Here is a 21296-nt window from a genome sequence, read left to right as displayed (position 1 = left end):
GGCACCTTCCATGGCTCGCGAATATAAAATCGAAGACTACCGCAATTTCGGCATCATGGCGCATATCGACGCCGGCAAGACGACGACGACTGAGCGGATTCTCTATTACACCGGCAAGTCGCACAAGATCGGCGAAGTGCACGACGGCGCTGCCACCATGGATTGGATGGAGCAGGAGCAGGAACGCGGCATTACCATTACGTCCGCTGCGACTACGACCTACTGGAAAGGCCGTGACGAAAAGCTCCGCCGCTTCAACATCATCGACACGCCCGGCCACGTCGACTTCACCATTGAAGTCGAGCGCTCGCTCCGCGTTCTCGACGGCGCAATCGCGCTTCTCGATGCGAACGCAGGCGTTGAGCCACAGACTGAAACCGTTTGGCGTCAGGCAGACAAGTATCATGTCCCGCGCATGATTTTCTGCAACAAGATGGACAAGATCGGTGCCGATTTCTATCGCTCGGTCGAAATGGTCGGCTCGCGTCTCGGTGCGCAGGCTGTCGTCATGCAGTTGCCAATCGGCGCCGAAAGCGATTTCAAAGGCCTCGTCGATCTGATCGAGATGAAGGCTTACGTATGGCGCGACGAGTCGCTCGGCGCAGCCTGGGATATTCTCGAAATTCCTGCCGATCTTCAGGCTAAAGCCGAAGAATACCGCGAAAAGCTCATCGAAGCTGCCGTTGAAATGGATGAGGCTGCACTCGAAGCTTACCTCGAAGGCAATCTTCCCGACAACGATCAGATCCGCGCATTGGTCCGCAAGGGCACGATCGCAGTGAAATTCTTCCCGATGTTCTGCGGCTCGGCCTTTAAGAACAAGGGCGTTCAGCCGCTCCTCGACGCAGTTGTCGATTTCCTGCCTTCGCCGATCGAAGTTCCGGCGATCAAAGGTATTGATGCGAAGACGGAAGCTGATATCGAGCGTCACGCTGACGACAGCGAGCCGGTTTCGATGCTGGCATTCAAGATCATGAACGATCCGTTCGTCGGCTCGCTCACCTTCTGCCGTATCTATTCGGGCAAGCTCACCAAGGGTATCTCGCTTGAGAACACCGTGAAGGGCAAGCGCGAGCGCATCGGCCGCATGCTGCAGATGCACTCCAACTCCCGCGAAGACATCGAAGAAGCTTTTGCTGGCGACATCGTCGCTCTGGCAGGCCTCAAAGAAACGACGACGGGCGACACGCTTTGCGATCCGGTCAATCCGGTCATCCTCGAGCGCATGGAATTCCCCGAGCCGGTCATTCAGATCGCGATCGAGCCGAAGACCAAGGCCGACCAGGAAAAGATGGGCTTGGCTCTTCACCGCCTCGCTGCAGAAGATCCTTCGTTCCGCGTCAAGACCGACGAAGAATCCGGCCAGACGATCATCGCCGGCATGGGTGAGCTTCACCTCGACATCATCGTCGATCGCATGAAGCGCGAATTCAAGGTTGAGGCCAACGTTGGCGCGCCGCAGGTTGCGTATCGCGAAACGATTACCCGCGCCCAGGAGCACGACTACACCCACAAGAAGCAGTCGGGTGGTTCGGGTCAGTTCGCTCGCATCAAGGTTCTTTTCGAGCCAAACTCGGAAAGCGAAGATTTCGAATTCAGCTCCAAGATCGTTGGCGGTTCGGTGCCGAAGGAATACATTCCGGGCGTCGAAAAGGGCATCCAGAGCGTCATGTCTTCGGGTCCGTTCGCGGGCTTCCCGATGATCGGCGTCAAAGCGACGCTCATCGACGGTGCATACCACGATGTCGACTCCTCGGTTCTCGCCTTCGAAATCGCCGGTCGTGCATGCTTCCGTGAAGCTGCTGCAAAGCTCGGCGTTCAGTTGCTCGAGCCGATCATGAAGGTCGAAGTCGTGACGCCGGAAGATTACGTCGGTGACGTGATCGGCGATCTGAATTCGCGTCGCGGTCAGATCCAGGGCACGGAAGCGCGTGGCATTGCCACCGTCGTCAATGCAATGGTTCCGCTGGCCAACATGTTCAAATACGTGGACAGCCTGCGCTCGATGTCTCAGGGCCGTGCCCAGTACACGATGCAGTTCGATCACTATGAGCCGGTCCCGACTGTGGTCGCTCAGGAAGTCCAAAAGAAATACGCGTAACAAACCAAACGTTTACGCAGTTCACTTAATCAAACGCCCAACTGGGCAGCAGGAAATGGAGATCTCACATGGCAAAAGGTAAATTCGAGCGTAATAAGCCTCATGTGAACATTGGCACGATTGGTCACGTTGACCATGGCAAGACGTCGCTGACGGCTGCGATCACGAAGTATTTTGGTGAGTACAAGGCGTATGATCAGATTGACGCTGCGCCGGAAGAGAAGGCACGCGGCATCACGATCTCGACGGCACACGTCGAGTACGAGACGCCTGCTCGTCACTATGCGCACGTCGATTGCCCCGGCCACGCTGACTATGTGAAGAACATGATCACGGGTGCTGCACAGATGGACGGCGCGATCCTGGTTGTTTCGGCAGCCGACGGCCCGATGCCGCAGACCCGCGAGCACATTCTGCTTGCCCGTCAGGTTGGTGTTCCTGCCGTTGTCGTGTTCCTGAACAAGGTTGATCAGGTTGACGACGCCGAGCTGCTCGAGCTGGTTGAGCTGGAAGTTCGCGAGCTTCTGTCGAAGTACGAATTCCCCGGCGACGACATTCCGATCGTCAAGGGTTCGGCTTTGGCTGCTCTGGAAGATTCGAACAAGGAAATCGGCGAAGATGCGATCCGCAAGCTGATGGCTGAAGTCGATGCCTACATTCCGACGCCAGAGCGTCCGATCGACCAGCCGTTCCTGATGCCGATCGAAGACGTGTTCTCGATCTCGGGTCGCGGTACGGTTGTGACCGGTCGCGTCGAGCGCGGCATTGTCAAGGTTGGTGAAGAACTCGAGATCGTCGGCATCCGCGCGACGTCGAAGACGACCTGCACGGGCGTCGAGATGTTCCGCAAGCTGCTCGATCAGGGCCAGGCTGGCGACAACATCGGCGCGCTGCTTCGCGGTGTCGACCGTGAAGGCGTCGAGCGCGGTCAGGTTCTTGCCAAGCCGGGTTCGGTGAAGCCGCACAAGAAGTTCAAGGCAGAAGCCTACATCCTGACGAAGGAAGAGGGTGGCCGTCACACGCCATTCTTCACGAACTACCGTCCGCAGTTTTATTTCCGCACGACGGACGTGACGGGCATCGTGTCGCTTCCTGAAGGCACGGAAATGGTTATGCCTGGCGACAACATCACGGTCGATGTTGAGCTGATCGTGCCGATCGCCATGGAAGAGCGCCTGCGCTTCGCTATCCGCGAAGGCGGCCGCACAGTCGGTGCCGGCATCGTCGCCGCTATCATCGAGTAATTGTATCAATCGATCTGTCGCGGGCGCTGGATATGCCCGCGCCCCGCGCCAGAACAAGGAAGTGACGCATGAACGGACAGAATATCCGCATCCGCCTGAAGGCGTTTGATCACCGGGTGCTTGACGCATCGACACGCGAAATCGTGTCGACCGCAAAGCGCACGGGAGCTAACGTACGCGGCCCAATTCCGCTTCCAACGCGGATTGAAAAGTTCACTGTCAACCGCTCGCCGCACATCGACAAGAAGAGCCGCGAGCAGTTCGAAATGCGCACGCACAAGCGACTGCTTGATATCGTGGACCCGACCCCTCAGACAGTCGATGCTTTGATGAAGCTCGACCTCGCTGCAGGCGTTGACGTCGAGATCAAGCTTTAAGGAGCGGGCAAGAGGCGTGTAGGGGCCGAGGCTCCGACAGGAACTCTGAAGAGGAATTGAACCGATGCGTTCAGGTGTAATCGCACAAAAAGTCGGGATGACCCGCGTCTACAATGACGCAGGCGAGCATGTCCCGGTCACCGTTCTCCGGATGGAGAGCTGCCAGGTTGTGGCACAGCGTACCGAAGAAAAGAATGGCTACACGGCCGTTCAGCTCGGTGTTGGCTTTGCCAAGGTAAAGAATACGTCCAAGGCGATGCGCGGCCATTTCGCGACCGCTTCGGTCGAGCCGAAGTCCAAGGTTGCCGAGTTCCGCGTGTCGGCCGACAACCTCCTCGACATCGGCGCGGAAATCACCGCTGATCATTTCGTCCCCGGCCAGAAGGTCGATGTGACGGGAACGACGATCGGTAAGGGTTTCCAGGGCGTTATCAAGCGTCACCATTTCGGTGGCGGTCGGGCAACCCACGGTAACTCCGTGTCGCACCGTACCCACGGTTCGACCGGTCAGCGCCAGGATCCCGGCAAGGTGTTCAAGGGCAAGAAGATGGCTGGCCACATGGGTTCGACCCGCGTGACCACGCAGAACGTGGAGGTCGTTTCGACCGACACGGATCGTGGCCTGATCCTCATCCGCGGTGCCGTTCCCGGCTCCAAGGGCGCATGGATCCTGGTTCGTGACTCCGTCAAGATTGCTCTTCCGGAAAACGCTCCTAAGCCTGCTGCGGTTCGCGCTGCACAGACGAGTGAAGCTCCGGCCAAAGAAGGGGCGGAATAATGGACATCAAGATTACCACACTGGCAGGTGCCGATGCCGGCAAGGTGAAGCTCTCGGAAGAGATCTTCGGCCTTGACCCGCGCGAAGACATCCTGCAGCGCGTCGTGCGCTGGCAGCTTGCAAAGAAGCAGCAGGGCACGCACAAGACCAAGGGCCGCGCGGAAATTTCGCGCACCGGCGCCAAGATGTACAAGCAGAAGGGAACGGGCCGCGCTCGTCACTCTTCGGCTCGCGCTCCGCAGTTCCGCGGCGGCGGCAAGGCACACGGCCCGGTCGTTCGCAGCCATGAGCATGACCTTCCCAAGAAGGTTCGCGCTCTCGGCCTGAAGCATGCGCTGTCGGCGAAGGCAAAAGCATCGAACCTGATCATCATCGATGATCTGGCTCTGGGCGAGGCCAAGACCAAGCTTCTTCTCACGAACTTCGAGAAGCTGGGCCTGACCAACGCATTGCTGATCGGCGGTGCCGAGCTTGACCAGAACTTCAAGCGCGCAGCGACCAACATTCCGAACATCGACGTTCTGCCGATCCAGGGCATCAACGTTTACGACATTCTTCGCCGCGGCACGCTGGTTCTTTCGAAGGCCGCCGTCGAGGCTCTCGAGGAGCGCTTCAAATGACCGATCTTCGACACTACGATGTGATCATCAGCCCGGCCATCACCGAGAAGTCCACCATGGCTTCCGAGCAGAACCAGGTTGTGTTCAACGTTGCCAAGAAGGCGACGAAGCCGGAGATCAAGGCTGCTATCGAGGCGCTCTTCGGCGTCAAGGTAACTGGCGTGAACACGCTGATCCGCAAGGGTAAGACCAAGCGGTTCCGCGGCACGATCGGTCACCAGAGCGATGTCAAGAAGGCGATTGTGACACTGGCCGACGGTCAGTCGATCGACGTCGCGACCGGTCTCTGAGAGGCGCGAGGAAAGAATTATGGCACTGAAGAAATTCAATCCGATAACGCCGAGCACCCGCCAGCTGGTGATCGTCGATCGTTCGGGCCTCTACAAGGGCAAGCCGGTCAAGGGCCTCACCGAAGGCCTGACCAAGTCGGGTGGCCGCAACAATGCAGGCCGCATCACGGCTCGCTTCATCGGCGGCGGTCACAAGCGTTCGTACCGTATCATCGACTTCAAGCGTCGCAAGTTCGACGTGTCGGCAACGGTAGAGCGTCTGGAATACGATCCGAACCGCACCGCGTTCATCGCGCTCATCAAGTATGATGATGGCGAGCTGGCATACATCCTGGCACCGCAGCGTCTTGCTGTCGGCGACAAGGTCATCGCCGGCGAACAGGTAGACGTGAAGCCGGGCAATGCAATGCCGCTTTCGGCAATGCCGGTCGGCACGATCGTTCACAATGTCGAGCTGAAGCCAGGTAAGGGCGGTCAGGTCGCACGTTCGGCAGGTGCCTATGTGCAGCTCGTCGGTCGTGACCAGGGCATGGCTATTCTGCGCCTGACTTCGGGTGAGCAGCGCGTCGTTCATGGCTCGTGCATCGCCACCGTCGGTGCCGTATCGAACCCCGATCACGGCAACATCAATGACGGTAAGGCTGGTCGTACGGTCTGGCGTGGCAAGCGTCCGCACAATCGCGGCGTCACCATGAACCCGGTCGATCACCCGCATGGCGGTGGTGAAGGCCGCACCTCAGGTGGTCGTCATCCGGTGTCCCCATGGGGTAAGCCCACCAAGGGCAAGAAGACGCGGTCCAACAAGGCGACCGACAAGTTCATCATGCGCTCGCGCCACGCGCGCAAGAGCTAAAGAGAGGTAGTCTGACGTGACCCGTTCAATTTGGAAAGGCCCGTTCGTCGACGGCTTCCTTCTCAAGAAAACCGAGAAGGTTCGTGAAGGCGGCCGTAACGAAGTGATCAAGATGTGGAGCCGTCGCTCCACGATCCTGCCGCAGTTCGTGGGCCTCACCTTTGGTGTCTACAACGGCCAGAAGCATATCCCGGTCAACGTGTCCGAGGACATGGTTGGTCACAAGTTCGGTGAATTCGCTCCGACGCGTACCTATTTCGGTCACGGCGCGGACAAGAAAGCGAAGAGGAAGTAACATGGGCAAGGCCAAAGCTCCGCGCAGGCTTGCTGACAACGAGGCACGTGCGGTACTACGCACGATCCGCGTCAGCCCGCAGAAGCTGAATCTGGTTGCGGCGCTTATCCGCGGCAAGAAGGTCGGCACTGCGCTTTCGGATCTCGAATTCTCGCGCAAGCGTATCGCTGGCACGGTGAAAAAGACTCTCGAATCGGCTATCGCGAACGCGGAAAACAATCATGACCTCGACGTCGACGCGCTTGTCGTTGCTGAGGCCTATGTTGGCAAGTCGATCGTCATGAAGCGTTTCCATGCTCGTGGCCGTGGCCGTGCAAGCCGTATCGAGAAGCCGTTTTCGCACCTCACGATCGTTGTTCGTGAAGTCGAAGAGAAAGAGGAGGCCGCATAATGGGTCAGAAGATCAATCCAATCGGTTTTCGTCTCGGCATCAACCGCACCTGGGATTCGCGTTGGTATGCGAACACCGGCGAGTACGGCAAGCTGCTTCATGAAGACATCAAGATCCGCAAGTATCTTCAGGAAGAACTGAAGCAGGCTGCGATCTCCAAGGTCGTCATCGAGCGTCCGCACAAGAAGTGCCGCGTCACGATCCATGCTGCTCGTCCTGGCCTGATCATCGGCAAGAAGGGTGCAGACATCGAGAAGCTCCGCAAGAAGCTGACCGAGATGACGCAGTCGGAAACGCACCTCAACATCGTTGAAGTGCGCAAGCCGGAAACCGACGCAACGCTCGTTGCACAGTCGATCGCTCAGCAGCTCGAACGCCGTATCGCGTTCCGCCGTGCGATGAAGCGTGCAGTGCAGTCGGCCATGCGTCTCGGCGCAGAAGGCATCCGTATCAACTGCTCGGGCCGTCTCGGCGGCGCGGAAATCGCTCGTATGGAATGGTATCGCGAAGGTCGCGTTCCGTTGCACACGCTGCGCGCCGATGTTGATTACGGTACGGCAGAAGCACACACCGCCTACGGTATCTGCGGCGTGAAGGTCTGGGTATTCAAGGGCGAAATCCTTGAGCATGACCCTATGGCCTCGGAGCGTCGTGCTACGGAAGGCGATCACTCGCATTCGGGCGAACGTGACCGCGGCCGTCGTCGCGAAAACGCCTGAGAAGCATAGAATTTTGGAGTAACGAACGATGCTGCAGCCAAAGCGCACAAAGTTCCGCAAGCAGTTCAAGGGCCGCATCCACGGCGCCGCAAAAGGCGGCACCAATCTGGACTTTGGGGCATTTGGTCTGAAGGCGGTCGAGCCTGACCGGGTCAACGCACGCCAGATCGAAGCGGCTCGCCGCGCGATCACACGTGAGATGAAGCGCCAGGGCCGTGTCTGGATCCGTATTTTCCCGGATGTTCCAGTGACCGGAAAGCCTACCGAAGTCCGAATGGGTAAAGGTAAGGGTGCGGTCGATTACTGGGCATGCCGAGTAAAGCCGGGCCGTATGATGTTCGAGATCGATGGTGTAAGCGAGGAAGTTGCTCGCGAAGCGCTTCGCCTTGGTGCTGCCAAGCTTTCGGTCAAGACGCGCTTCGTACAGCGCATCGCAGAATAGGAAGGGCTGATTATGAAAGCCTCGGAAGTCAGGACCAAGACCCCCGACCAGCTCGGAGACGAGTTGGCCAGCCTCAAGAAAGAGCAGTTCAACCTGCGCTTCCAGAAGGCTACTGGGCAGCTTGAAAAGACCGCTCGCGTGAAGGAAGTCCGCAGGGACATCGCGCGCATCAAGACCATCGCTGCCGAGAAATCGGCCGGCAAGAAGGCTTAAGGACGAAGAATATGCCAAAGCGCATTCTGCAGGGCACCGTCGTCAGCGACAAGAACGAGAAGACGGTCGTCGTCAAGGTCGAACGGCGCTTCACGCATCCCGTGATGAAGAAGACCGTGCGTTCGACGAAGAAGTACAAGGCGCACGACGAGAACAACGCACACAAGGTTGGCGATCAGGTTTTCATTCAGGAATCCGCGCCGATCTCGAAAGACAAATGCTGGGTCGTCATCACTGACGAGCAGGCAGCTCAGTAAATTAATTTTGGACAAGCCGGGGAGGGCGAGAGCTCATCCCCATGAATGAAGAAGGCGGCCAGTCATGATTCAGATGCAAACAAACCTCGACGTCGCGGATAATTCCGGCGCCCGTCGTGTCATGTGCATCAAGGTGCTGGGCGGCTCGAAGCGGAAATACGCTTCCGTTGGCGACATCATCGTGGTGTCGGTCAAGGAAGCTATTCCGCGCGGCCGCGTAAAGAAGGGTGACGTAATGAAGGCGGTCGTGGTTCGCACGGCCAAGGACATTCGTCGTCTGGACGGCAGCGTGATCCGTTTCGACAAGAACGCAGCAGTTCTCGTCGATAATAAGAAAGAGCCGATCGGCACTCGTATCTTCGGACCGGTTCCGCGTGAATTGCGCGCCAAGAACCACATGAAGATCATCTCGCTCGCGCCAGAAGTGCTGTAAGGAGCCGGAACAATGCAAAAGATTCGCAAAGGCGACAACGTCGTCGTTCTGGCTGGCAAGGACAAGGGCCGCACCGGTGAGGTGCTGCGTGTCATGCCTAAGGACGACAAAGCAGTCGTTCGTGGCGTGAACCAGGTTCGTCGCCACCAGAAGCAGTCCCAGTCCCAAGAGGGCGGGATCATCACCAAGGAAGCGCCGATCCACTTGTCGAACATCGCGATTGCCGACAAGGACGGTAAGCCGACCCGCGTCGGTTTCGAAGTCCGCGACGGCAAGAAGGTTCGGGTCGCCAAGACCTCCGGAGAAGTGATCAATGGCTAAGGCAGAATACCAGCCGCGTCTGAAGACGGTCTATAACGAGACCATCCGCCAGACGCTCCTCGAAGAGTTCAAGTATGACAATGTCATGCAGGTTCCGCGCATCGACAAGATCGTGCTGAACATGGGCGTCGGCGAGGCAACCGCAGATTCCAAGAAGCCGACCATTGCGGCTGCTGATCTGTCGCTGATCGCCGGCCAGAAGGCCGTTGTGACCCGCGCCCGCAATTCGATCGCAGGCTTCAAGGTTCGCGAACAGATGCCGATCGGTGCAAAGGTGACGCTGCGCCAGGAACGCATGTACGAATTCCTCGACCGCTTGGTCACGATCGCACTTCCGCGCGTTCGAGATTTCCGCGGCCTGAATCCAAAAAGCTTTGACGGCCGTGGCAATTACGCTATGGGCATCAAGGAACACATCATCTTCCCCGAGATCGCCTATGACAAGGTCGATCAGATCTGGGGTATGGACATCATCGTTTGTACGACCGCCAAGACGGACGACGAAGCACGGGCTCTGCTCAAGGCTTTCAACTTCCCCTTCCGGCAGTAACGGCAGCGAGAAAAGGATTTATCTGAAATGGCAAAGACCAGCTCAGTCGAAAAGAACAACAAGCGCCGTAAGCTCGTTGATCAGTATGCCGCCAAGCGCACCGCGCTCAAGGCGACCATCATGGATCAGAGCCTTCCGATCGAGGATCGTTTCCGCGCTCAGTTGAAGCTTGCCGCTCTGCCGCGCAACTCGGCCAAGACCCGCATTCGCAACCGTTGCGAAGTGACCGGTCGGCCACGCGCGTACTATCGCAAGCTCAAGGTGTCGCGCATTGCGCTTCGCGACTTGGGTAATAATGGCCTGATCCCAGGTCTTGTTAAGTCGAGCTGGTAAGGAGGCACGACAATGTCATTGAGTGATCCTCTCGGCGATATGCTGACCCGTATTCGCAACGCCTATGGCCGCAAGAAGACTTCGGTCTCCACGCCGGCCTCGACGCTGCGTGCCCGCGTTCTCGAAGTTCTGAAGAGCGAAGGCTATATCCGCGATTACAGCCAGACCGACTTCGACAACGGCAAGTCCGAAATCGAAATCGAGCTGAAGTATTTCGACGGCCAGCCCGTCATTCGCGAAATCGCCCGCGTTTCGAAGCCAGGCCGTCGCGTCTACGTTTCGGCAAAGTCGATCCCGCACGTCGCCAACGGCCTCGGCATCGCCATTCTTTCTACGCCGAAGGGCGTGATGGCTGATCATGAAGCACGTGAGCAGAATGTCGGTGGGGAAATCCTCTGCCAGATATTCTAATCCGGCAGAGTTGAATTAAGAACAGGAACGAGGACAACAAAATGTCTCGTATTGGCAAAAAACCCGTTCAGCTTCCCGATGGCGTGACTGCAAATGTCAATGGCCAGACGGTGACCGCAAAAGGTCCCAAGGGCGAGCTGAAGTTCGTGGTGAACGACGAAGTGCTGGTAAAGATGGAAGACGGCGAGATCGCTGTTCAGCCTCGTGACCAGTCGAAGGATGCCCGCTCAAAGTGGGGCATGTCGCGCACGCAGATCATCAATATCGTTCAGGGTGTGAAGGAAGGCTTCGAACGCCGTCTTGAAATCACCGGCGTCGGTTATCGTGCCGCTATGCAGGGCAAAAACCTGCAGCTCGCACTTGGCTTCAGCCACGACGTGATCTATGAAGCGCCGGAAGGCGTGACGCTCGCCGTGCCGAAACCGACGGAAATCGTCATCACCGGTATCGACAAGCAGCAGGTTGGCCAGGTTGCGGCCGAAATTCGCGAGTATCGCAGCCCCGAGCCTTACAAGGGCAAGGGCGTTCGTTATGCAGGCGAAAAGATCGTCCGCAAAGAAGGCAAGAAGAAGTAACAAGCCGCGGTGCGCGGTCGCGGGAGGCCTTTGGGCTTACCGCAAATGGCCGCTCCCGTCTCATGAAGGCAAGGAATACACATTATGGCTTCCAAGGAATCCACACAGCGCCGCGCCGCGCGCGTTCGCCGTCAGCTCAAGGCTGTCGCGGGCGACCGTCTGCGTCTCTCGGTTCATCGTTCGTCGAAGAACATCTATGCTCAGGTCATCAATGATGCCAACGGCACGACCGTTGCTGCAGCCTCGACGCTTGAGAAGGATCTCAAGTCGTCGCTGAAGACCGGCGCTGACACTGCAGCGGCTGCTGCAATCGGCAAGCTCATCGCAGAGCGCGCTACGAAGGCCGGTGTCAAGGACGTCGTCTTCGACCGTGGCGCCTATATCTATCACGGCCGCGTCAAGGCGCTGGCCGAAGCCGCCCGCGAGGCAGGCCTTAGCTTCTGATGATTTTTTCGTGGTGCGTGGCGCCACGTCGCATCGTCTGATAGTTGAATTAAATCCGGCGACGTTATAGACGCCGGATTTAGATGTTTAACCACCGTGCTTCCGGAAAAAAATAAGGATAGGAAAATGGCACAAGAACGTAGGGAAGGCGGTCGTGGTCGCGATCGCGAAGAGCGCGACAGCGAATTCGTCGATAAGCTCGTCCACATCAACCGCGTTGCCAAGGTCGTCAAGGGCGGCCGTCGTTTTGGCTTTGCAGCACTCGTCGTTGTCGGCGACCAGAAGGGCCGCGTTGGCTTTGGTCACGGCAAGGCACGCGAAGTGCCGGAAGCAATCCGCAAGGCAACCGAATCGGCAAAGCGCGATCTGATTTTCGTTCCGCTTCGCTCGGGTCGTACCCTTCACCATGACGTCGAAGGCCGTTGGGGCGCAGGCCGCGTTCTTCTTCGCGCAGCCAAGGCTGGTACAGGCATCATCGCCGGCGGTCCTATGCGCGCTGTTTTCGAAACGCTGGGCATGCACGACGTCGTCGCCAAGTCGATGGGTTCGTCGAACCCATACAACATGGTTCGCGCAACGTTCGACGCTCTCAAGAGCCAGCTTCATCCCAAGGATGTTGCTGCGCAGCGTGGCATCAAGTACTCAACTCTTCAGGCTCGCCGCGGCACCGCCGTAGCGGCTGAAGAATAGTCGGCTCTGACCAGGGATTATGACCATGGCCAAGAAAGCTAAAACCGTCACCGTCGAGCAGATCGGCAGCCCGATCCGCCGTCCGAAAGAGCAGCGCGCTACGCTGGTCGGCCTCGGGCTGAACAAGATGCATCGCCGCCGCACTCTGGAGGATACCCCTTCCGTGCGTGGCATGATTGCCGCCGTCAGCCACCTCGTCCGCGTCGTGGACGAGGCATAGGCGAAAGCGCAGGAGAACGATCATGAAACTCAACGAACTGCGTAATAAAGAAGGCGCGACGCATTCCAAGAAGCGCGTCGGTCGCGGCATCGGTTCCGGCACCGGCAAGACTGCTGGTCGCGGTGTCAAGGGTCAGTCGTCGCGTTCGGGCGTCGCTATCAACGGCTTCGAGGGTGGTCAGATGCCACTCTATCGTCGCCTGCCGAAGCGCGGCTTCACGAACATCTTCGCAAAGTCCTTCACCGTTGTATCGCTTGGCCGCGTTCAGGCTGCGATCGATGCGAAGAAGCTCGATGCCAAGGAAGTCGTCACTGTCGATACGCTCATCGCTGCCGGCGTTGTCCGTCGTGCGAAGGACGGCGTTCGCCTTCTTTCCGATGGCGAGCTGAAGACGAAGGTCTCCTTCGACGTGGCAGGCGCTTCTAAAGCCGCTATCGAGAAGGTCGAAAAGGCCGGCGGTTCGGTAAAGGTGCCTGAAAAGGCCGCCGCCGAATAAATATCGTGGTCAACGCGGCGGTCCTTGTGACCGCCGCTTGCATCTTTGGAGTCCGGAGCCTATCTCGTGGCTTCGGTCATAAGCCGCCTTCGCGAGGTGGCATCCAGCATGACCAAGCGGAGAACTTTGCATGGCATCGGCTGCTGAACAACTTGCATCCAATCTGAATTTCGCAGCCTTTTCCAAGGCCGAGGATTTGAAGAAACGTATCTGGTTCACACTGGGTGCGTTGCTCGTCTATCGGTTGGGGACATACATTCCGCTTCCGGGCATCAATCCCGAAGCTTTCGCGCAAGCGTTTACGCAGCAGAGCCGCGGCGTGCTGGGCATGTTCAACATGTTCGCAGGCGGCGCCGTCGAGCGTATGGCGATCTTCGCGCTGGGCATCATGCCCTACATTTCCGCATCCATCATCATGCAGCTCATGACGTCGGTCATTCCGTCGCTCGAGCAGTTGAAGAAGGAAGGCGAGCAGGGCCGCAAGGTCATCAATCAGTACACCCGCTACGGCACTGTGCTTCTTGCGTTGGTTCAGGCTTACGGTATTGCCGTCGGGCTAGAGAGCGGGGCGGGCATCGTCACCGATCCGGGCTGGTTCTTCCGCGCTTCGACCATCATCACGCTGGTCGGCGGTACGATGTTCCTGATGTGGCTTGGCGAGCAGATTACGGCGCGCGGCATCGGCAACGGTATTTCGCTGATCATCTTTGCAGGCATCGTTGCAGGTCTTCCCCATGCGATCAGCGGAACGCTTGAACTTGGCCGTACCGGCGCATTGTCGACAGGCCTTATTCTCGCGATCATCATTCTGGCTATCGTCGTCATCGCGCTGATCGTCTTCTTCGAACGTGCGCAGCGCAGGCTTCTGATCCAGTATCCGAAGCGCCAGGTCGGCAACCGCATGTTCCAGGGCGACACGTCGCATCTGCCGCTGAAGCTCAACACCGCAGGCGTCATTCCGCCGATCTTCGCATCGTCGCTTCTGCTTTTGCCGGCAACGATCGCAGGCTTCTCGAATTCCGAGAATCTTCCGGGCTGGGCGAGCTCCATGCTTGCCGCACTCGGCCACGGCCAGCCTGCCTATATGGCATTCTACGCCGCGATGATCGTCTTCTTTGCATTCTTCTACACGGCCATCGTCTTCAATCCGAAGGACACCGCCGACCAGTTGAAGAAGCATTCCGGCTTCATTCCGGGCTATCGCCCGGGCGAGCGTACGGCCGAATACATCGATTACGTTTTGACGCGTATCACCGTTATCGGTGCGATCTATCTCGTACTCGTCTGCTTGATGCCTGAGTTTCTCATCTCGGCGACTGGCGTACCTTTCTATCTCGGTGGTACATCGCTTCTGATCGTTGTCAGCGTTACGCTTGATACGGTTGCCCAGGTTCAGGGACACCTCATTGCCCATCAGTATGAAGGGCTGATCAAGAAGTCGAAGTTGCGTGGAGGAAAGAGGGGAAGATGAGGCTGATACTGCTGGGGCCACCGGGCGCGGGTAAGGGAACGCAAGCGAAGATTCTGTCGGCGAAGCACAGCATCCCGCAGCTTTCCACGGGCGACATGTTGCGCGCCGCCGTTCAGGCAGGCTCCGAGATCGGCAAACGTGCGAAGGCGGTGATGGATGCGGGGCAGCTCGTTTCCGACGAGATCGTGAATGCGATCGTAGCCGAGCGCATCGAAGAGCCGGATTGCGCAAATGGCTTCATCCTGGATGGTTATCCACGCACAGTGCCGCAGGCGCGTGCGTTGACCGAGATCCTGGCCGCCAAGGACAAGAAGCTCGATGCCGTCATCGAGCTGAAGGTTGATGAGGCAGCGCTTATTCGTCGTATCGAATCGCGCGTTGCCGAGACGATCGCTTCGGGCGCTCAGGTACGTGCCGACGACAATCCCGAATCGTTCCGCAAGCGCCTTGTCGAATACCGTGAAAAGACTGCTCCGCTTTCCAGCTACTATGCTGGAACCGGCGAATTGAAGACAGTCGATGGCATGGCTGACATGAATGCCGTCACACAACAGATCGAAAACACGCTAAGTGCGGTCGCTGTCGAGTAGGCAATGGAGCGATGCTGCCAATTGTGGCGTCGCCTGTTGACTAAAACGGTAGACTGGACTATAGCGCGCCATCTTCCATCAGGCATGAGGCGGATCGATCCTAACGGACGATGACGTTGTTTGAAGGAAACCCCGCAAGGGCCGGCCTCCACCGGACGCGGGTCAATCAAAGCGCCGGTTTAACCGGCCCACATGGAGAAGAGAGAAAATGGCCCGTATAGCAGGCGTCAATATTCCTACGAACAAGCGCGTCGTCATTGCGCTTCAGTACATTCACGGCATCGGCAAGAAGTTCGCCCAGGAAATCGTCGACACCGTCGGCATTCCTGCTGAGCGCCGCGTCAACCAGTTGACGGACGCCGAAGTGCTGCAGATCCGCGAAGCGATCGATCGCGACTATCAGGTTGAAGGCGATCTGCGTCGCGAAACCTCGATGAACATCAAGCGTCTGATGGACCTCGGCTGCTACCGCGGCCTGCGCCATCGTCGTTCGCTGCCCGTTCGCGGTCAGCGCACCCACACCAATGCGCGTACGCGCAAGGGTCCCGCCAAGGCAATCGCCGGCAAGAAGAAGTAATTTGGTGAATGGTCGTCGGTGGATGTTGATTGGCTTGCCCTTTCATCATTTCACCGGCGGCCTTTTACCAGGTGTAGCCGCTGGTATTACGGCGGCGTAGAGATCGAAAGGAACTACTATGGCTAAGGAAGCCGGTCGCGTTCGCCGTCGCGAACGAAAAAATATCTCGTCGGGCGTGGCTCACGTCAACTCGACCTTCAACAACACCATGATCACCGTGACAGACGCACAGGGCAATACGATTGCCTGGTCGTCCGCTGGTGCGCAGGGCTTCAAGGGTTCGCGTAAGTCGACCCCGTTTGCTGCCCAGATGGCTGCCGAAGACGTTGCCAAGAAGGCACAGGAACACGGCATGCGTACGCTGGAAGTCGAAGTTTGCGGTCCGGGTTCGGGTCGTGAATCGGCGCTCCGCGCTCTGCAGGCTGGTGGTTTCACGATCACGTCCATCCGCGATGTGACGCCGATCCCGCACAATGGCTGCCGTCCGCGCAAGAAGCGTCGCGTCTAAGCAGACTTAACCGCCACACGGGCGCCTCAGTGCTCGTTGTGGCTTTTCCAGATCACCTGTCACGATTGGATGGTGGCAGGGAAACGGAAGGAAGCAAACATGATCCAGAAAAACTGGCAGGAACTGATCAAGCCCAACAAGATCGAGTTCTCTTCCAAGAAAAAAACGGTGACCACGCTGGTCGCAGAGCCGCTTGAACGCGGTTTTGGTCTGACGCTCGGAAACGCGCTTCGCCGCGTTCTTCTGTCGTCGCTGCGCGGCTCGGCTGTCACTGCCGTCCAGATCGATGGCGTGCTGCATGAATTCTCGTCGATTGCCGGCGTTCGCGAAGATGTCACAGACATCGTCCTGAACATCAAGGAAATCGCGATCCGCATGGAAGGCGATGGCCCCAAGCGCATGGTCGTTCGCAAGCAGGGACCCGGTGCGGTTCTGGCTGGCGACATCCAGACGGTTGGCGATGTCGAGATCCTGAACCCGGATCACGTCATCTGCACGCTCGACGAAGGCGCTGAAATCCGCATGGAATTCACGGTCGACACCGGCAAGGGCTACGTTCCTGCCGATCGCAACCGTGCAGAAGACGCCCCGATCGGCCTTATCCCGGTCGACAGCCTTTATTCGCCGGTCAAGAAAGTTTCGTACAAGGTCGAAAACACCCGTGAGGGCCAGGTTCTCGATTACGACAAGCTGACCATGACCCTCGAAACCGATGGCTCGATCACCGGTGAAGATGCAGTGGCTTTTGCCGCCCGCATCCTGCAGGACCAGCTCGGCCTGTTCGTCAATTTCGACGAGCCGCAGAAGGAAGTCGCCGCAGAACAGGTCACCGAGCTTGCCTTCAACCCGGCGTTGCTCAAGAAGGTGGACGAACTCGAACTTTCGGTTCGCTCGGCCAACTGCCTGAAGAACGACAACATCGTCTATATCGGCGATCTGATCCAGAAGACGGAAGCAGAAATGCTTCGCACCCCGAATTTCGGCCGCAAGTCGCTGAACGAAATCAAGGAAGTGCTCGCGTCGATGGGCCTGCATCTCGGTATGGAAGTGCCGGATTGGCCGCCGGAAAACATCGAAGACCTCGCAAAACGTTACGAAGACCAATATTGAGCGGCGGGCTTCGCGCCCGAACCGCCATTTGAAGGAGAAAAGCCATGCGCCATGGATTTGCCGGCCGCCGGCTTGGCCGCAGTGTAAGCCACCGGAAGTCGATGTTCGCGAACCTCGCTGCATCGCTGATCGAACATGAGCAGATCACGACGACCTTGCCGAAAGCCAAGGATCTTCGCCCGATCGTTGAAAAGCTTGTCACGCTCGGCAAGCGTGGCGATCTGCACGCCCGCCGTCAGGCGATCGCACAGATCGGCAACGAGCCGCTGGTAAAGCGTCTGTTCGACACGATCGCACCGCGTTATGCCACCCGCAACGGCGGCTACCTGCGTATCATGAAGGCGGGCTTCCGCCACGGCGACAACGCCGCAATGGCAGTGATCGAATTTGTCGATCGCGACGTTGCAGCCAAGGGTGCAGCAGACCGCGCCCGCGTCGATGCAGAAGCGACCGAGGAAAACGAAGCAGCGTAAGCTTCTTCGATCCAAACATTTGAGGGGCCTTCGCGGCCCCTTTTTTGTGTCTTGAATTTGCTCCCTGCTGATTGATTCAATGTGCCGGTGCAGCTATCGAGCGCACGAAATGGAAGCTTTAAGCCTTTCATTCCGCACAATCTTCACGACTATATACAGGCTCACTTTCCGGGAGGATTCGCGATGCGAATTACAAGAACACCAATCTTTCTGATTTGCGCCTGCCTGCTTGCGGTTTCGATGATCGCGAGTGGCCGTGCCTCTGCGCAGGAACCGCCGCAGCAGGGTCTGAAAGACGTGTTGAACGAATTGCTGGGCGGTGATGAAAAGAAGGCCCCGAACCAGGCGCCTGCCGCAAGCTCTGATCGCAGATTGCCCTTCGGACGGCAGGAAATGCAGCTTTCCTTTGCGCCGCTCGTAAAGGCCACCGCGCCGGCGGTCGTCAATGTCTACGCCTCACAGCAGGCCCGTCAGCGCGTTTCGCCTTTCGCTGGCGACCCGTTCTTCGAACAGTTCTTCGGTCGTCAGGCCCCGCCGCGCGCCCAGTCTTCGCTCGGTTCCGGCGTTATCGTTGACCCGGCAGGCATCGTCGTTACCAACTATCACGTGATCCGCGATGCGGATGAGGTGAAGGTAGCACTGTCCGACGGACGTGAATTCACCAGCAAAGTCCTGCTGAAAGACGAGTCGCTCGATCTCGCTGTTCTCAAGATTGAGTCCGACAAGCCATTTCCGACTATCGCAATCGGCGATTCCGATGTACTTGAAGTGGGCGACCTTGTGTTGGCTATCGGAAACCCGTTCGGCGTCGGCCAGACGACCACGAGCGGTATCGTCTCGGCTTTGGCGCGCACCCATATCGGCGTTTCCGATTTCGGGTTCTTCATTCAGACCGATGCTGCCATCAATCCCGGCAATTCGGGCGGTGCGCTCATCAACATGACCGGCCAGGTCGTTGGCATCAACACAGCCATTTTCAGCCGCAGCGGCGGCTCCATCGGCATCGGCTTTGCCATTCCGTCGAACATGGTTCGTGCGGTTGTGGAAGCCGCCAAGCAGGGTCGTGATTATTTCGAGCGGCCGTTCATCGGCGCGACATTCGAGCCGGTTACCGCGCAAATATCCGAAGCGCTCGGAATGGCACTGCCGGTCGGTGCGCTTGTGTCCAACGTGGCACCGGAAGGACCCGCCGCTCGCGCGGGCTTGAAGCCGGGTGATGTGGTGTTGAAGCTGAACGGCGCGCCCATCGAACATGTGGATGCGCTGGGCTACCGGCTGGCCACGCGGCCCATCGGCGGCAAGGTCAATCTGGATGTGTTGAGCCAGGGTCAGGAAAAGATCGTCGAGGTGGCGCTTGAGCGTGCGCCTGAGGGCCAATCTTCCAATGAGGTGACAATCGACGGCAGAAGCCCGTTCGCGGGCGCGAAGGTGGCGGAACTCTCGCCGCGCCTCGCGCAACGCCTGAGATTGCCGACGGACACGACCGGCGTAACGGTGATCGACATAACGCGGGGTTCGCCTGCCGCGAATTTCGGATTGCAGCCGCGCGACATCGTGCGCGAGGTGAATGGCGAAGCTGTCGAAACCGCCGACCAGTTGAAGCAGGTTGCCGAGCAGGATTCGCGCTGGTGGCGTTTCACCATCGAGCGTGACGGCCAGATGCTGCGGCAGACGCTGCGCTACTGATGAGCGACCTCTTCAACGCAGACGAGCCGCAAAAAGCGCCCCCTGGGCGCCCCCTTGCCGATCGTCTGCGTCCAGCCAGGCTGGAGGAGGTTGTCGGTCAGGATCATCTGACCGGTGAAGACGGTGCGCTGACCCGCATGATCCAGTCCGGTTCCTTGGGCTCCATGATCTTCTGGGGGCCGCCGGGCACTGGCAAGACGACCGTCGCGCGGCTGCTTGCGGGCGAAACAGGACTGGCCTTCGAGCAAATCTCCGCGATTTTCTCAGGCGTGGCGGATTTGAAGCGGGTCTTTGAGACCGCGAGACTGCGTCGCACCAATGGCCGCCAGACACTGCTTTTCGTGGACGAGATTCATCGCTTCAATCGCGCCCAGCAGGATTCGTTTCTGCCCGTCATGGAAGACGGCACGGTCATTCTGGTCGGTGCGACGACTGAAAATCCGTCTTTCGAGCTGAATGCCGCTCTTCTTTCCCGCTCAAGGGTGCTGGTTTTCCATTCACTTAGCGAGGAAAGCATCGCCCAATTGCTCGTAAGAGCCGAAGAGACCGAAGGCAAGAAGCTGCCGGTGGATCAAGAGGCGCGCGAAATGCTCGTACGGCTCGCAGATGGTGATGGCCGTGCATCTCTGACGCTTTCGGAGGAAATCTGGCGCGCAGCAAAGCCTGACGAGGTGTTCGATCCTGAAGGGCTTCTGCGCATCGTGCAGCGCCGCGCGCCGATCTACGACAAGGGGCAGGACGGACATTACAATCTGATTTCGGCACTTCACAAATCCGTCCGCGGCTCTGACCCTGATGCCGCACTTTACTATCTGTGCCGGATGTTCGATGCCGGTGAAGACCCGCTCTACATCGGGCGCAGGCTGGTTCGCATGGCGGTGGAGGATATCGGGCTTGCAGACCCGAATGCGCTCGTCATCGCCAATGCGGCTAAAGACGCCTATGATTATCTCGGCTCGCCGGAAGGCGAATTGGCCTTCGCGCAGGCCTGCGTCTATCTCGCGACCGCGCCCAAGTCGAACGCGCTCTATACCGCTTTCAAAGGCGCGATGCGCGCCGCAAAAGAGCATGGTTCGCTACTGCCGCCCAAGCATATTCTGAACGCCCCGACCAAGCTCATGAAGGAAGAGAGCTACGGCAAGGGCTATCGTTACGACCATGACGAGCCTGAAGCCTTTTCCGGCCAGAACTATTTTCCCGAAAAGATGGGCCGCCAGACATATTACGATCCACCGGAACGCGGTTTCGAGCGTGATATTCGCAAACGGCTCGATTATTGGCAAAAGCTTAGACGCGAGCGCGGCGAAGAATAAGCGTCAAGCATGTCTCCCAAAAGTGGAAGCCGGTTTTGGGAGACATGCGTAAAACAAGAAACTGAAGCGTAAGGAGCGAATCTGAAAGATCGCGACACGCTTCAGGCAAGGGGCTGACGAATGTATCATCTCATGCTGGTGGCAGTCGGCGGCGCGATCGGCGCATCAATCCGGCATCTTGCGAACATTGCAGCGCTTCGATTTTTCGGTGCAGCCTTTCCGTGGGGAACATTGGCGATAAACATCGTCGGCTCGTTCCTGATGGGCGTGTTCATCGAATTGCTTGCCCGGCGGTTCGGCGCTTCCAACGAATTGCGCCTGTTCGTTGCCACCGGCATCCTTGGCGGCTTCACGACGTTCTCGGCTTTTTCGCTGGATTTCGCGACGCTTTGGGAGCGAGGTGCGGCACTTTCGGCACTTTCCTACGTTCTTGCCAGCGTTATCGGGGCAATCCTTGCACTCTTTGTCGGTCTATGGCTCGCAAGAAGCATCGCTTGATGCTATTGCGCGGAGCT

Annotated in this window: 32 protein-coding genes; all 32 read left to right on the top strand. The window is 58.3% G+C overall.

From position 1 onward, the window contains the following. The first annotated feature begins 10 nt into the window (after nt 1-10). The 32 genes from fusA to crcB all read left to right on the top strand — a co-directional run bounded on the left by fusA (nt 11) and on the right by crcB (nt 21279). Nucleotides 11-2101 carry an elongation factor G gene (gene fusA / locus ABFT80_RS05920; RefSeq protein ID WP_347970960.1) on the top strand — a complete coding sequence of 697 codons (2091 nt, stop codon included), beginning with the start codon at nt 11-13 and terminating at the stop codon, nt 2099-2101. 68 nt (nt 2102-2169) lie between these two features. Continuing rightward, nucleotides 2170-3345, top strand: a complete 1176-nt coding sequence (gene tuf / locus ABFT80_RS05915; RefSeq protein ID WP_347970959.1) for an elongation factor Tu — start codon at nt 2170-2172, stop codon at nt 3343-3345. 68 nt (nt 3346-3413) lie between these two features. After that, complete coding sequence (gene rpsJ / locus ABFT80_RS05910) at nt 3414-3722, top strand: 30S ribosomal protein S10 (RefSeq protein ID WP_007066362.1); 309 nt, start codon at nt 3414-3416, stop codon at nt 3720-3722. A gap of 64 nt (nt 3723-3786) precedes the next feature. Beyond that, complete coding sequence (gene rplC, locus ABFT80_RS05905) at nt 3787-4500, top strand: 50S ribosomal protein L3 (RefSeq protein WP_347970958.1); 714 nt, start codon at nt 3787-3789, stop codon at nt 4498-4500. Then, nucleotides 4500-5120: a 50S ribosomal protein L4 gene (gene rplD, locus ABFT80_RS05900; protein WP_347970957.1), complete on the top strand. Its 621-nt coding sequence runs from the start codon at nt 4500-4502 to the stop codon at nt 5118-5120. The genes rplC and rplD overlap by 1 nt, the downstream gene beginning before the upstream one ends. Next, the gene (locus ABFT80_RS05895) at nt 5117-5410 is read left to right on the top strand and encodes a 50S ribosomal protein L23 (RefSeq protein ID WP_347970956.1); all 294 of its coding nucleotides are present in this window, start codon (nt 5117-5119) and stop codon (nt 5408-5410) included. The genes rplD and ABFT80_RS05895 overlap by 4 nt, the downstream gene beginning before the upstream one ends. Nucleotides 5411-5429: 19 nt before the next feature. Beyond that, nucleotides 5430-6263 carry a 50S ribosomal protein L2 gene (rplB, locus tag ABFT80_RS05890; protein WP_347970955.1) on the top strand — a complete coding sequence of 278 codons (834 nt, stop codon included), beginning with the start codon at nt 5430-5432 and terminating at the stop codon, nt 6261-6263. 16 nt (nt 6264-6279) lie between these two features. Then, nucleotides 6280-6558 carry a 30S ribosomal protein S19 gene (gene rpsS, locus ABFT80_RS05885; protein WP_347970954.1) on the top strand — a complete coding sequence of 93 codons (279 nt, stop codon included), beginning with the start codon at nt 6280-6282 and terminating at the stop codon, nt 6556-6558. 1 nt (nt 6559) lies between these two features. Next, nucleotides 6560-6949 (top strand): 50S ribosomal protein L22, encoded by a 390-nt coding sequence (rplV, locus tag ABFT80_RS05880; protein ID WP_347970953.1) that lies wholly within the window; start codon nt 6560-6562, stop codon nt 6947-6949. Further along, nucleotides 6949-7668: a 30S ribosomal protein S3 gene (rpsC, locus tag ABFT80_RS05875; RefSeq protein WP_347970952.1), complete on the top strand. Its 720-nt coding sequence runs from the start codon at nt 6949-6951 to the stop codon at nt 7666-7668. Before rplV ends, rpsC begins: the two co-directional genes overlap by 1 nt. Before the next feature lie 28 nt (nt 7669-7696). Next, nucleotides 7697-8110, top strand: a complete 414-nt coding sequence (gene rplP, locus ABFT80_RS05870) for a 50S ribosomal protein L16 (RefSeq protein ID WP_347970951.1) — start codon at nt 7697-7699, stop codon at nt 8108-8110. Between the two features lie 12 nt (nt 8111-8122). Then, nucleotides 8123-8323, top strand: coding sequence for a 50S ribosomal protein L29 (gene rpmC / locus ABFT80_RS05865; protein WP_347970950.1), 201 nt, complete (start codon nt 8123-8125; stop codon nt 8321-8323). Between the two features lie 11 nt (nt 8324-8334). Then, a complete protein-coding gene (rpsQ, locus tag ABFT80_RS05860; RefSeq protein ID WP_347970949.1) occupies nt 8335-8580 on the top strand; it encodes a 30S ribosomal protein S17 in 246 nt (81 codons plus the stop codon). 64 nt (nt 8581-8644) lie between these two features. Beyond that, the gene (rplN, locus tag ABFT80_RS05855) at nt 8645-9013 is read left to right on the top strand and encodes a 50S ribosomal protein L14 (RefSeq protein WP_347970948.1); all 369 of its coding nucleotides are present in this window, start codon (nt 8645-8647) and stop codon (nt 9011-9013) included. A 12-nt stretch (nt 9014-9025) separates the two neighbouring features. Then, entirely contained in the window at nt 9026-9334 is a 309-nt protein-coding gene (rplX, locus tag ABFT80_RS05850) for a 50S ribosomal protein L24 (protein ID WP_347970947.1), read from the top strand. Continuing rightward, nucleotides 9327-9884, top strand: a complete 558-nt coding sequence (gene rplE / locus ABFT80_RS05845; protein WP_347970946.1) for a 50S ribosomal protein L5 — start codon at nt 9327-9329, stop codon at nt 9882-9884. The genes rplX and rplE overlap by 8 nt, the downstream gene beginning before the upstream one ends. Nucleotides 9885-9911: 27 nt before the next feature. Further along, nucleotides 9912-10217, top strand: a complete 306-nt coding sequence (gene rpsN / locus ABFT80_RS05840) for a 30S ribosomal protein S14 (RefSeq protein ID WP_347970945.1) — start codon at nt 9912-9914, stop codon at nt 10215-10217. 12 nt (nt 10218-10229) lie between these two features. Then, nucleotides 10230-10628: a 30S ribosomal protein S8 gene (gene rpsH, locus ABFT80_RS05835; protein WP_347970944.1), complete on the top strand. Its 399-nt coding sequence runs from the start codon at nt 10230-10232 to the stop codon at nt 10626-10628. Between the two features lie 41 nt (nt 10629-10669). Then, a complete protein-coding gene (gene rplF, locus ABFT80_RS05830) occupies nt 10670-11203 on the top strand; it encodes a 50S ribosomal protein L6 (RefSeq protein ID WP_347970943.1) in 534 nt (177 codons plus the stop codon). 84 nt (nt 11204-11287) lie between these two features. Beyond that, nucleotides 11288-11647 (top strand): 50S ribosomal protein L18, encoded by a 360-nt coding sequence (gene rplR / locus ABFT80_RS05825; protein WP_347970942.1) that lies wholly within the window; start codon nt 11288-11290, stop codon nt 11645-11647. A gap of 126 nt (nt 11648-11773) precedes the next feature. After that, nucleotides 11774-12337: a 30S ribosomal protein S5 gene (gene rpsE / locus ABFT80_RS05820; protein ID WP_347970941.1), complete on the top strand. Its 564-nt coding sequence runs from the start codon at nt 11774-11776 to the stop codon at nt 12335-12337. Between the two features lie 19 nt (nt 12338-12356). After that, nucleotides 12357-12557, top strand: coding sequence for a 50S ribosomal protein L30 (rpmD, locus tag ABFT80_RS05815; protein WP_455189883.1), 201 nt, complete (start codon nt 12357-12359; stop codon nt 12555-12557). Nucleotides 12558-12579: 22 nt separating this feature from the next. Continuing rightward, complete coding sequence (gene rplO, locus ABFT80_RS05810; RefSeq protein ID WP_347970939.1) at nt 12580-13053, top strand: 50S ribosomal protein L15; 474 nt, start codon at nt 12580-12582, stop codon at nt 13051-13053. A gap of 130 nt (nt 13054-13183) precedes the next feature. Then, nucleotides 13184-14524, top strand: a complete 1341-nt coding sequence (gene secY, locus ABFT80_RS05805; RefSeq protein ID WP_347970938.1) for a preprotein translocase subunit SecY — start codon at nt 13184-13186, stop codon at nt 14522-14524. Further along, the gene (locus tag ABFT80_RS05800; protein WP_347970937.1) at nt 14521-15114 is read left to right on the top strand and encodes an adenylate kinase; all 594 of its coding nucleotides are present in this window, start codon (nt 14521-14523) and stop codon (nt 15112-15114) included. Before secY ends, ABFT80_RS05800 begins: the two co-directional genes overlap by 4 nt. A gap of 208 nt (nt 15115-15322) precedes the next feature. Further along, nucleotides 15323-15691, top strand: a complete 369-nt coding sequence (gene rpsM, locus ABFT80_RS05795) for a 30S ribosomal protein S13 (RefSeq protein WP_347970936.1) — start codon at nt 15323-15325, stop codon at nt 15689-15691. 118 nt (nt 15692-15809) lie between these two features. Then, a complete protein-coding gene (rpsK, locus tag ABFT80_RS05790) occupies nt 15810-16199 on the top strand; it encodes a 30S ribosomal protein S11 (RefSeq protein ID WP_347970935.1) in 390 nt (129 codons plus the stop codon). Nucleotides 16200-16298: 99 nt separating this feature from the next. Further along, nucleotides 16299-17309: a DNA-directed RNA polymerase subunit alpha gene (locus ABFT80_RS05785; RefSeq protein WP_347970934.1), complete on the top strand. Its 1011-nt coding sequence runs from the start codon at nt 16299-16301 to the stop codon at nt 17307-17309. Between the two features lie 44 nt (nt 17310-17353). Beyond that, nucleotides 17354-17782, top strand: coding sequence for a 50S ribosomal protein L17 (rplQ, locus tag ABFT80_RS05780; RefSeq protein WP_347970933.1), 429 nt, complete (start codon nt 17354-17356; stop codon nt 17780-17782). A gap of 183 nt (nt 17783-17965) precedes the next feature. Beyond that, nucleotides 17966-19468 carry a DegQ family serine endoprotease gene (locus ABFT80_RS05775; RefSeq protein WP_347970932.1) on the top strand — a complete coding sequence of 501 codons (1503 nt, stop codon included), beginning with the start codon at nt 17966-17968 and terminating at the stop codon, nt 19466-19468. After that, complete coding sequence (locus ABFT80_RS05770) at nt 19468-20781, top strand: replication-associated recombination protein A (protein WP_347970931.1); 1314 nt, start codon at nt 19468-19470, stop codon at nt 20779-20781. Before ABFT80_RS05775 ends, ABFT80_RS05770 begins: the two co-directional genes overlap by 1 nt. 120 nt (nt 20782-20901) lie before the next feature. Next, entirely contained in the window at nt 20902-21279 is a 378-nt protein-coding gene (gene crcB, locus ABFT80_RS05765; RefSeq protein ID WP_347970930.1) for a fluoride efflux transporter CrcB, read from the top strand. Nucleotides 21280-21296: the final 17 nt, after the last annotated feature.

This window comes from Foliimonas ilicis, from assembly GCF_039939195.1.
Classification (GTDB): Bacteria; Pseudomonadota; Alphaproteobacteria; order Rhizobiales; family Rhizobiaceae; genus Foliimonas; species Foliimonas ilicis.
The sequence above is the reverse complement of the archived record's forward strand: the minus strand, read 5'-3'. Positions and strand labels throughout refer to the sequence as shown.

Excerpts from the sequence above, each read along its gene's own strand:
- fusA (WP_347970960.1), top strand. The coding sequence starts at position 11 with ATGGCTCGCGAATATAAAATCGAAGACTACCGCAATTTCGGCATCATG.
- tuf (WP_347970959.1), top strand. The coding sequence starts at position 2,170 with ATGGCAAAAGGTAAATTCGAGCGTAATAAGCCTCATGTGAACATTGGC.
- rpsJ (WP_007066362.1), top strand. The coding sequence starts at position 3,414 with ATGAACGGACAGAATATCCGCATCCGCCTGAAGGCGTTTGATCACCGG.
- rplC (WP_347970958.1), top strand. The coding sequence starts at position 3,787 with ATGCGTTCAGGTGTAATCGCACAAAAAGTCGGGATGACCCGCGTCTAC.
- rplD (WP_347970957.1), top strand. The coding sequence starts at position 4,500 with ATGGACATCAAGATTACCACACTGGCAGGTGCCGATGCCGGCAAGGTG.
- ABFT80_RS05895 (WP_347970956.1), top strand. The coding sequence starts at position 5,117 with ATGACCGATCTTCGACACTACGATGTGATCATCAGCCCGGCCATCACC.
- rplB (WP_347970955.1), top strand. The coding sequence starts at position 5,430 with ATGGCACTGAAGAAATTCAATCCGATAACGCCGAGCACCCGCCAGCTG.
- rplV (WP_347970953.1), top strand. The coding sequence starts at position 6,560 with ATGGGCAAGGCCAAAGCTCCGCGCAGGCTTGCTGACAACGAGGCACGT.
- rpsC (WP_347970952.1), top strand. The coding sequence starts at position 6,949 with ATGGGTCAGAAGATCAATCCAATCGGTTTTCGTCTCGGCATCAACCGC.
- rplP (WP_347970951.1), top strand. The coding sequence starts at position 7,697 with ATGCTGCAGCCAAAGCGCACAAAGTTCCGCAAGCAGTTCAAGGGCCGC.
- rpmC (WP_347970950.1), top strand. The coding sequence starts at position 8,123 with ATGAAAGCCTCGGAAGTCAGGACCAAGACCCCCGACCAGCTCGGAGAC.
- rpsQ (WP_347970949.1), top strand. The coding sequence starts at position 8,335 with ATGCCAAAGCGCATTCTGCAGGGCACCGTCGTCAGCGACAAGAACGAG.
- rplN (WP_347970948.1), top strand. The coding sequence starts at position 8,645 with ATGATTCAGATGCAAACAAACCTCGACGTCGCGGATAATTCCGGCGCC.
- rplX (WP_347970947.1), top strand. The coding sequence starts at position 9,026 with ATGCAAAAGATTCGCAAAGGCGACAACGTCGTCGTTCTGGCTGGCAAG.
- rplE (WP_347970946.1), top strand. The coding sequence starts at position 9,327 with ATGGCTAAGGCAGAATACCAGCCGCGTCTGAAGACGGTCTATAACGAG.
- rpsN (WP_347970945.1), top strand. The coding sequence starts at position 9,912 with ATGGCAAAGACCAGCTCAGTCGAAAAGAACAACAAGCGCCGTAAGCTC.
- rpsH (WP_347970944.1), top strand. The coding sequence starts at position 10,230 with ATGTCATTGAGTGATCCTCTCGGCGATATGCTGACCCGTATTCGCAAC.
- rplF (WP_347970943.1), top strand. The coding sequence starts at position 10,670 with ATGTCTCGTATTGGCAAAAAACCCGTTCAGCTTCCCGATGGCGTGACT.
- rplR (WP_347970942.1), top strand. The coding sequence starts at position 11,288 with ATGGCTTCCAAGGAATCCACACAGCGCCGCGCCGCGCGCGTTCGCCGT.
- rpsE (WP_347970941.1), top strand. The coding sequence starts at position 11,774 with ATGGCACAAGAACGTAGGGAAGGCGGTCGTGGTCGCGATCGCGAAGAG.
- rpmD (WP_455189883.1), top strand. The coding sequence starts at position 12,357 with ATGACCATGGCCAAGAAAGCTAAAACCGTCACCGTCGAGCAGATCGGC.
- rplO (WP_347970939.1), top strand. The coding sequence starts at position 12,580 with ATGAAACTCAACGAACTGCGTAATAAAGAAGGCGCGACGCATTCCAAG.
- secY (WP_347970938.1), top strand. The coding sequence starts at position 13,184 with ATGGCATCGGCTGCTGAACAACTTGCATCCAATCTGAATTTCGCAGCC.
- ABFT80_RS05800 (WP_347970937.1), top strand. The coding sequence starts at position 14,521 with ATGAGGCTGATACTGCTGGGGCCACCGGGCGCGGGTAAGGGAACGCAA.
- rpsM (WP_347970936.1), top strand. The coding sequence starts at position 15,323 with ATGGCCCGTATAGCAGGCGTCAATATTCCTACGAACAAGCGCGTCGTC.
- rpsK (WP_347970935.1), top strand. The coding sequence starts at position 15,810 with ATGGCTAAGGAAGCCGGTCGCGTTCGCCGTCGCGAACGAAAAAATATC.
- ABFT80_RS05785 (WP_347970934.1), top strand. The coding sequence starts at position 16,299 with ATGATCCAGAAAAACTGGCAGGAACTGATCAAGCCCAACAAGATCGAG.
- rplQ (WP_347970933.1), top strand. The coding sequence starts at position 17,354 with ATGCGCCATGGATTTGCCGGCCGCCGGCTTGGCCGCAGTGTAAGCCAC.
- ABFT80_RS05775 (WP_347970932.1), top strand. The coding sequence starts at position 17,966 with ATGCGAATTACAAGAACACCAATCTTTCTGATTTGCGCCTGCCTGCTT.
- ABFT80_RS05770 (WP_347970931.1), top strand. The coding sequence starts at position 19,468 with ATGAGCGACCTCTTCAACGCAGACGAGCCGCAAAAAGCGCCCCCTGGG.
- crcB (WP_347970930.1), top strand. The coding sequence starts at position 20,902 with ATGTATCATCTCATGCTGGTGGCAGTCGGCGGCGCGATCGGCGCATCA.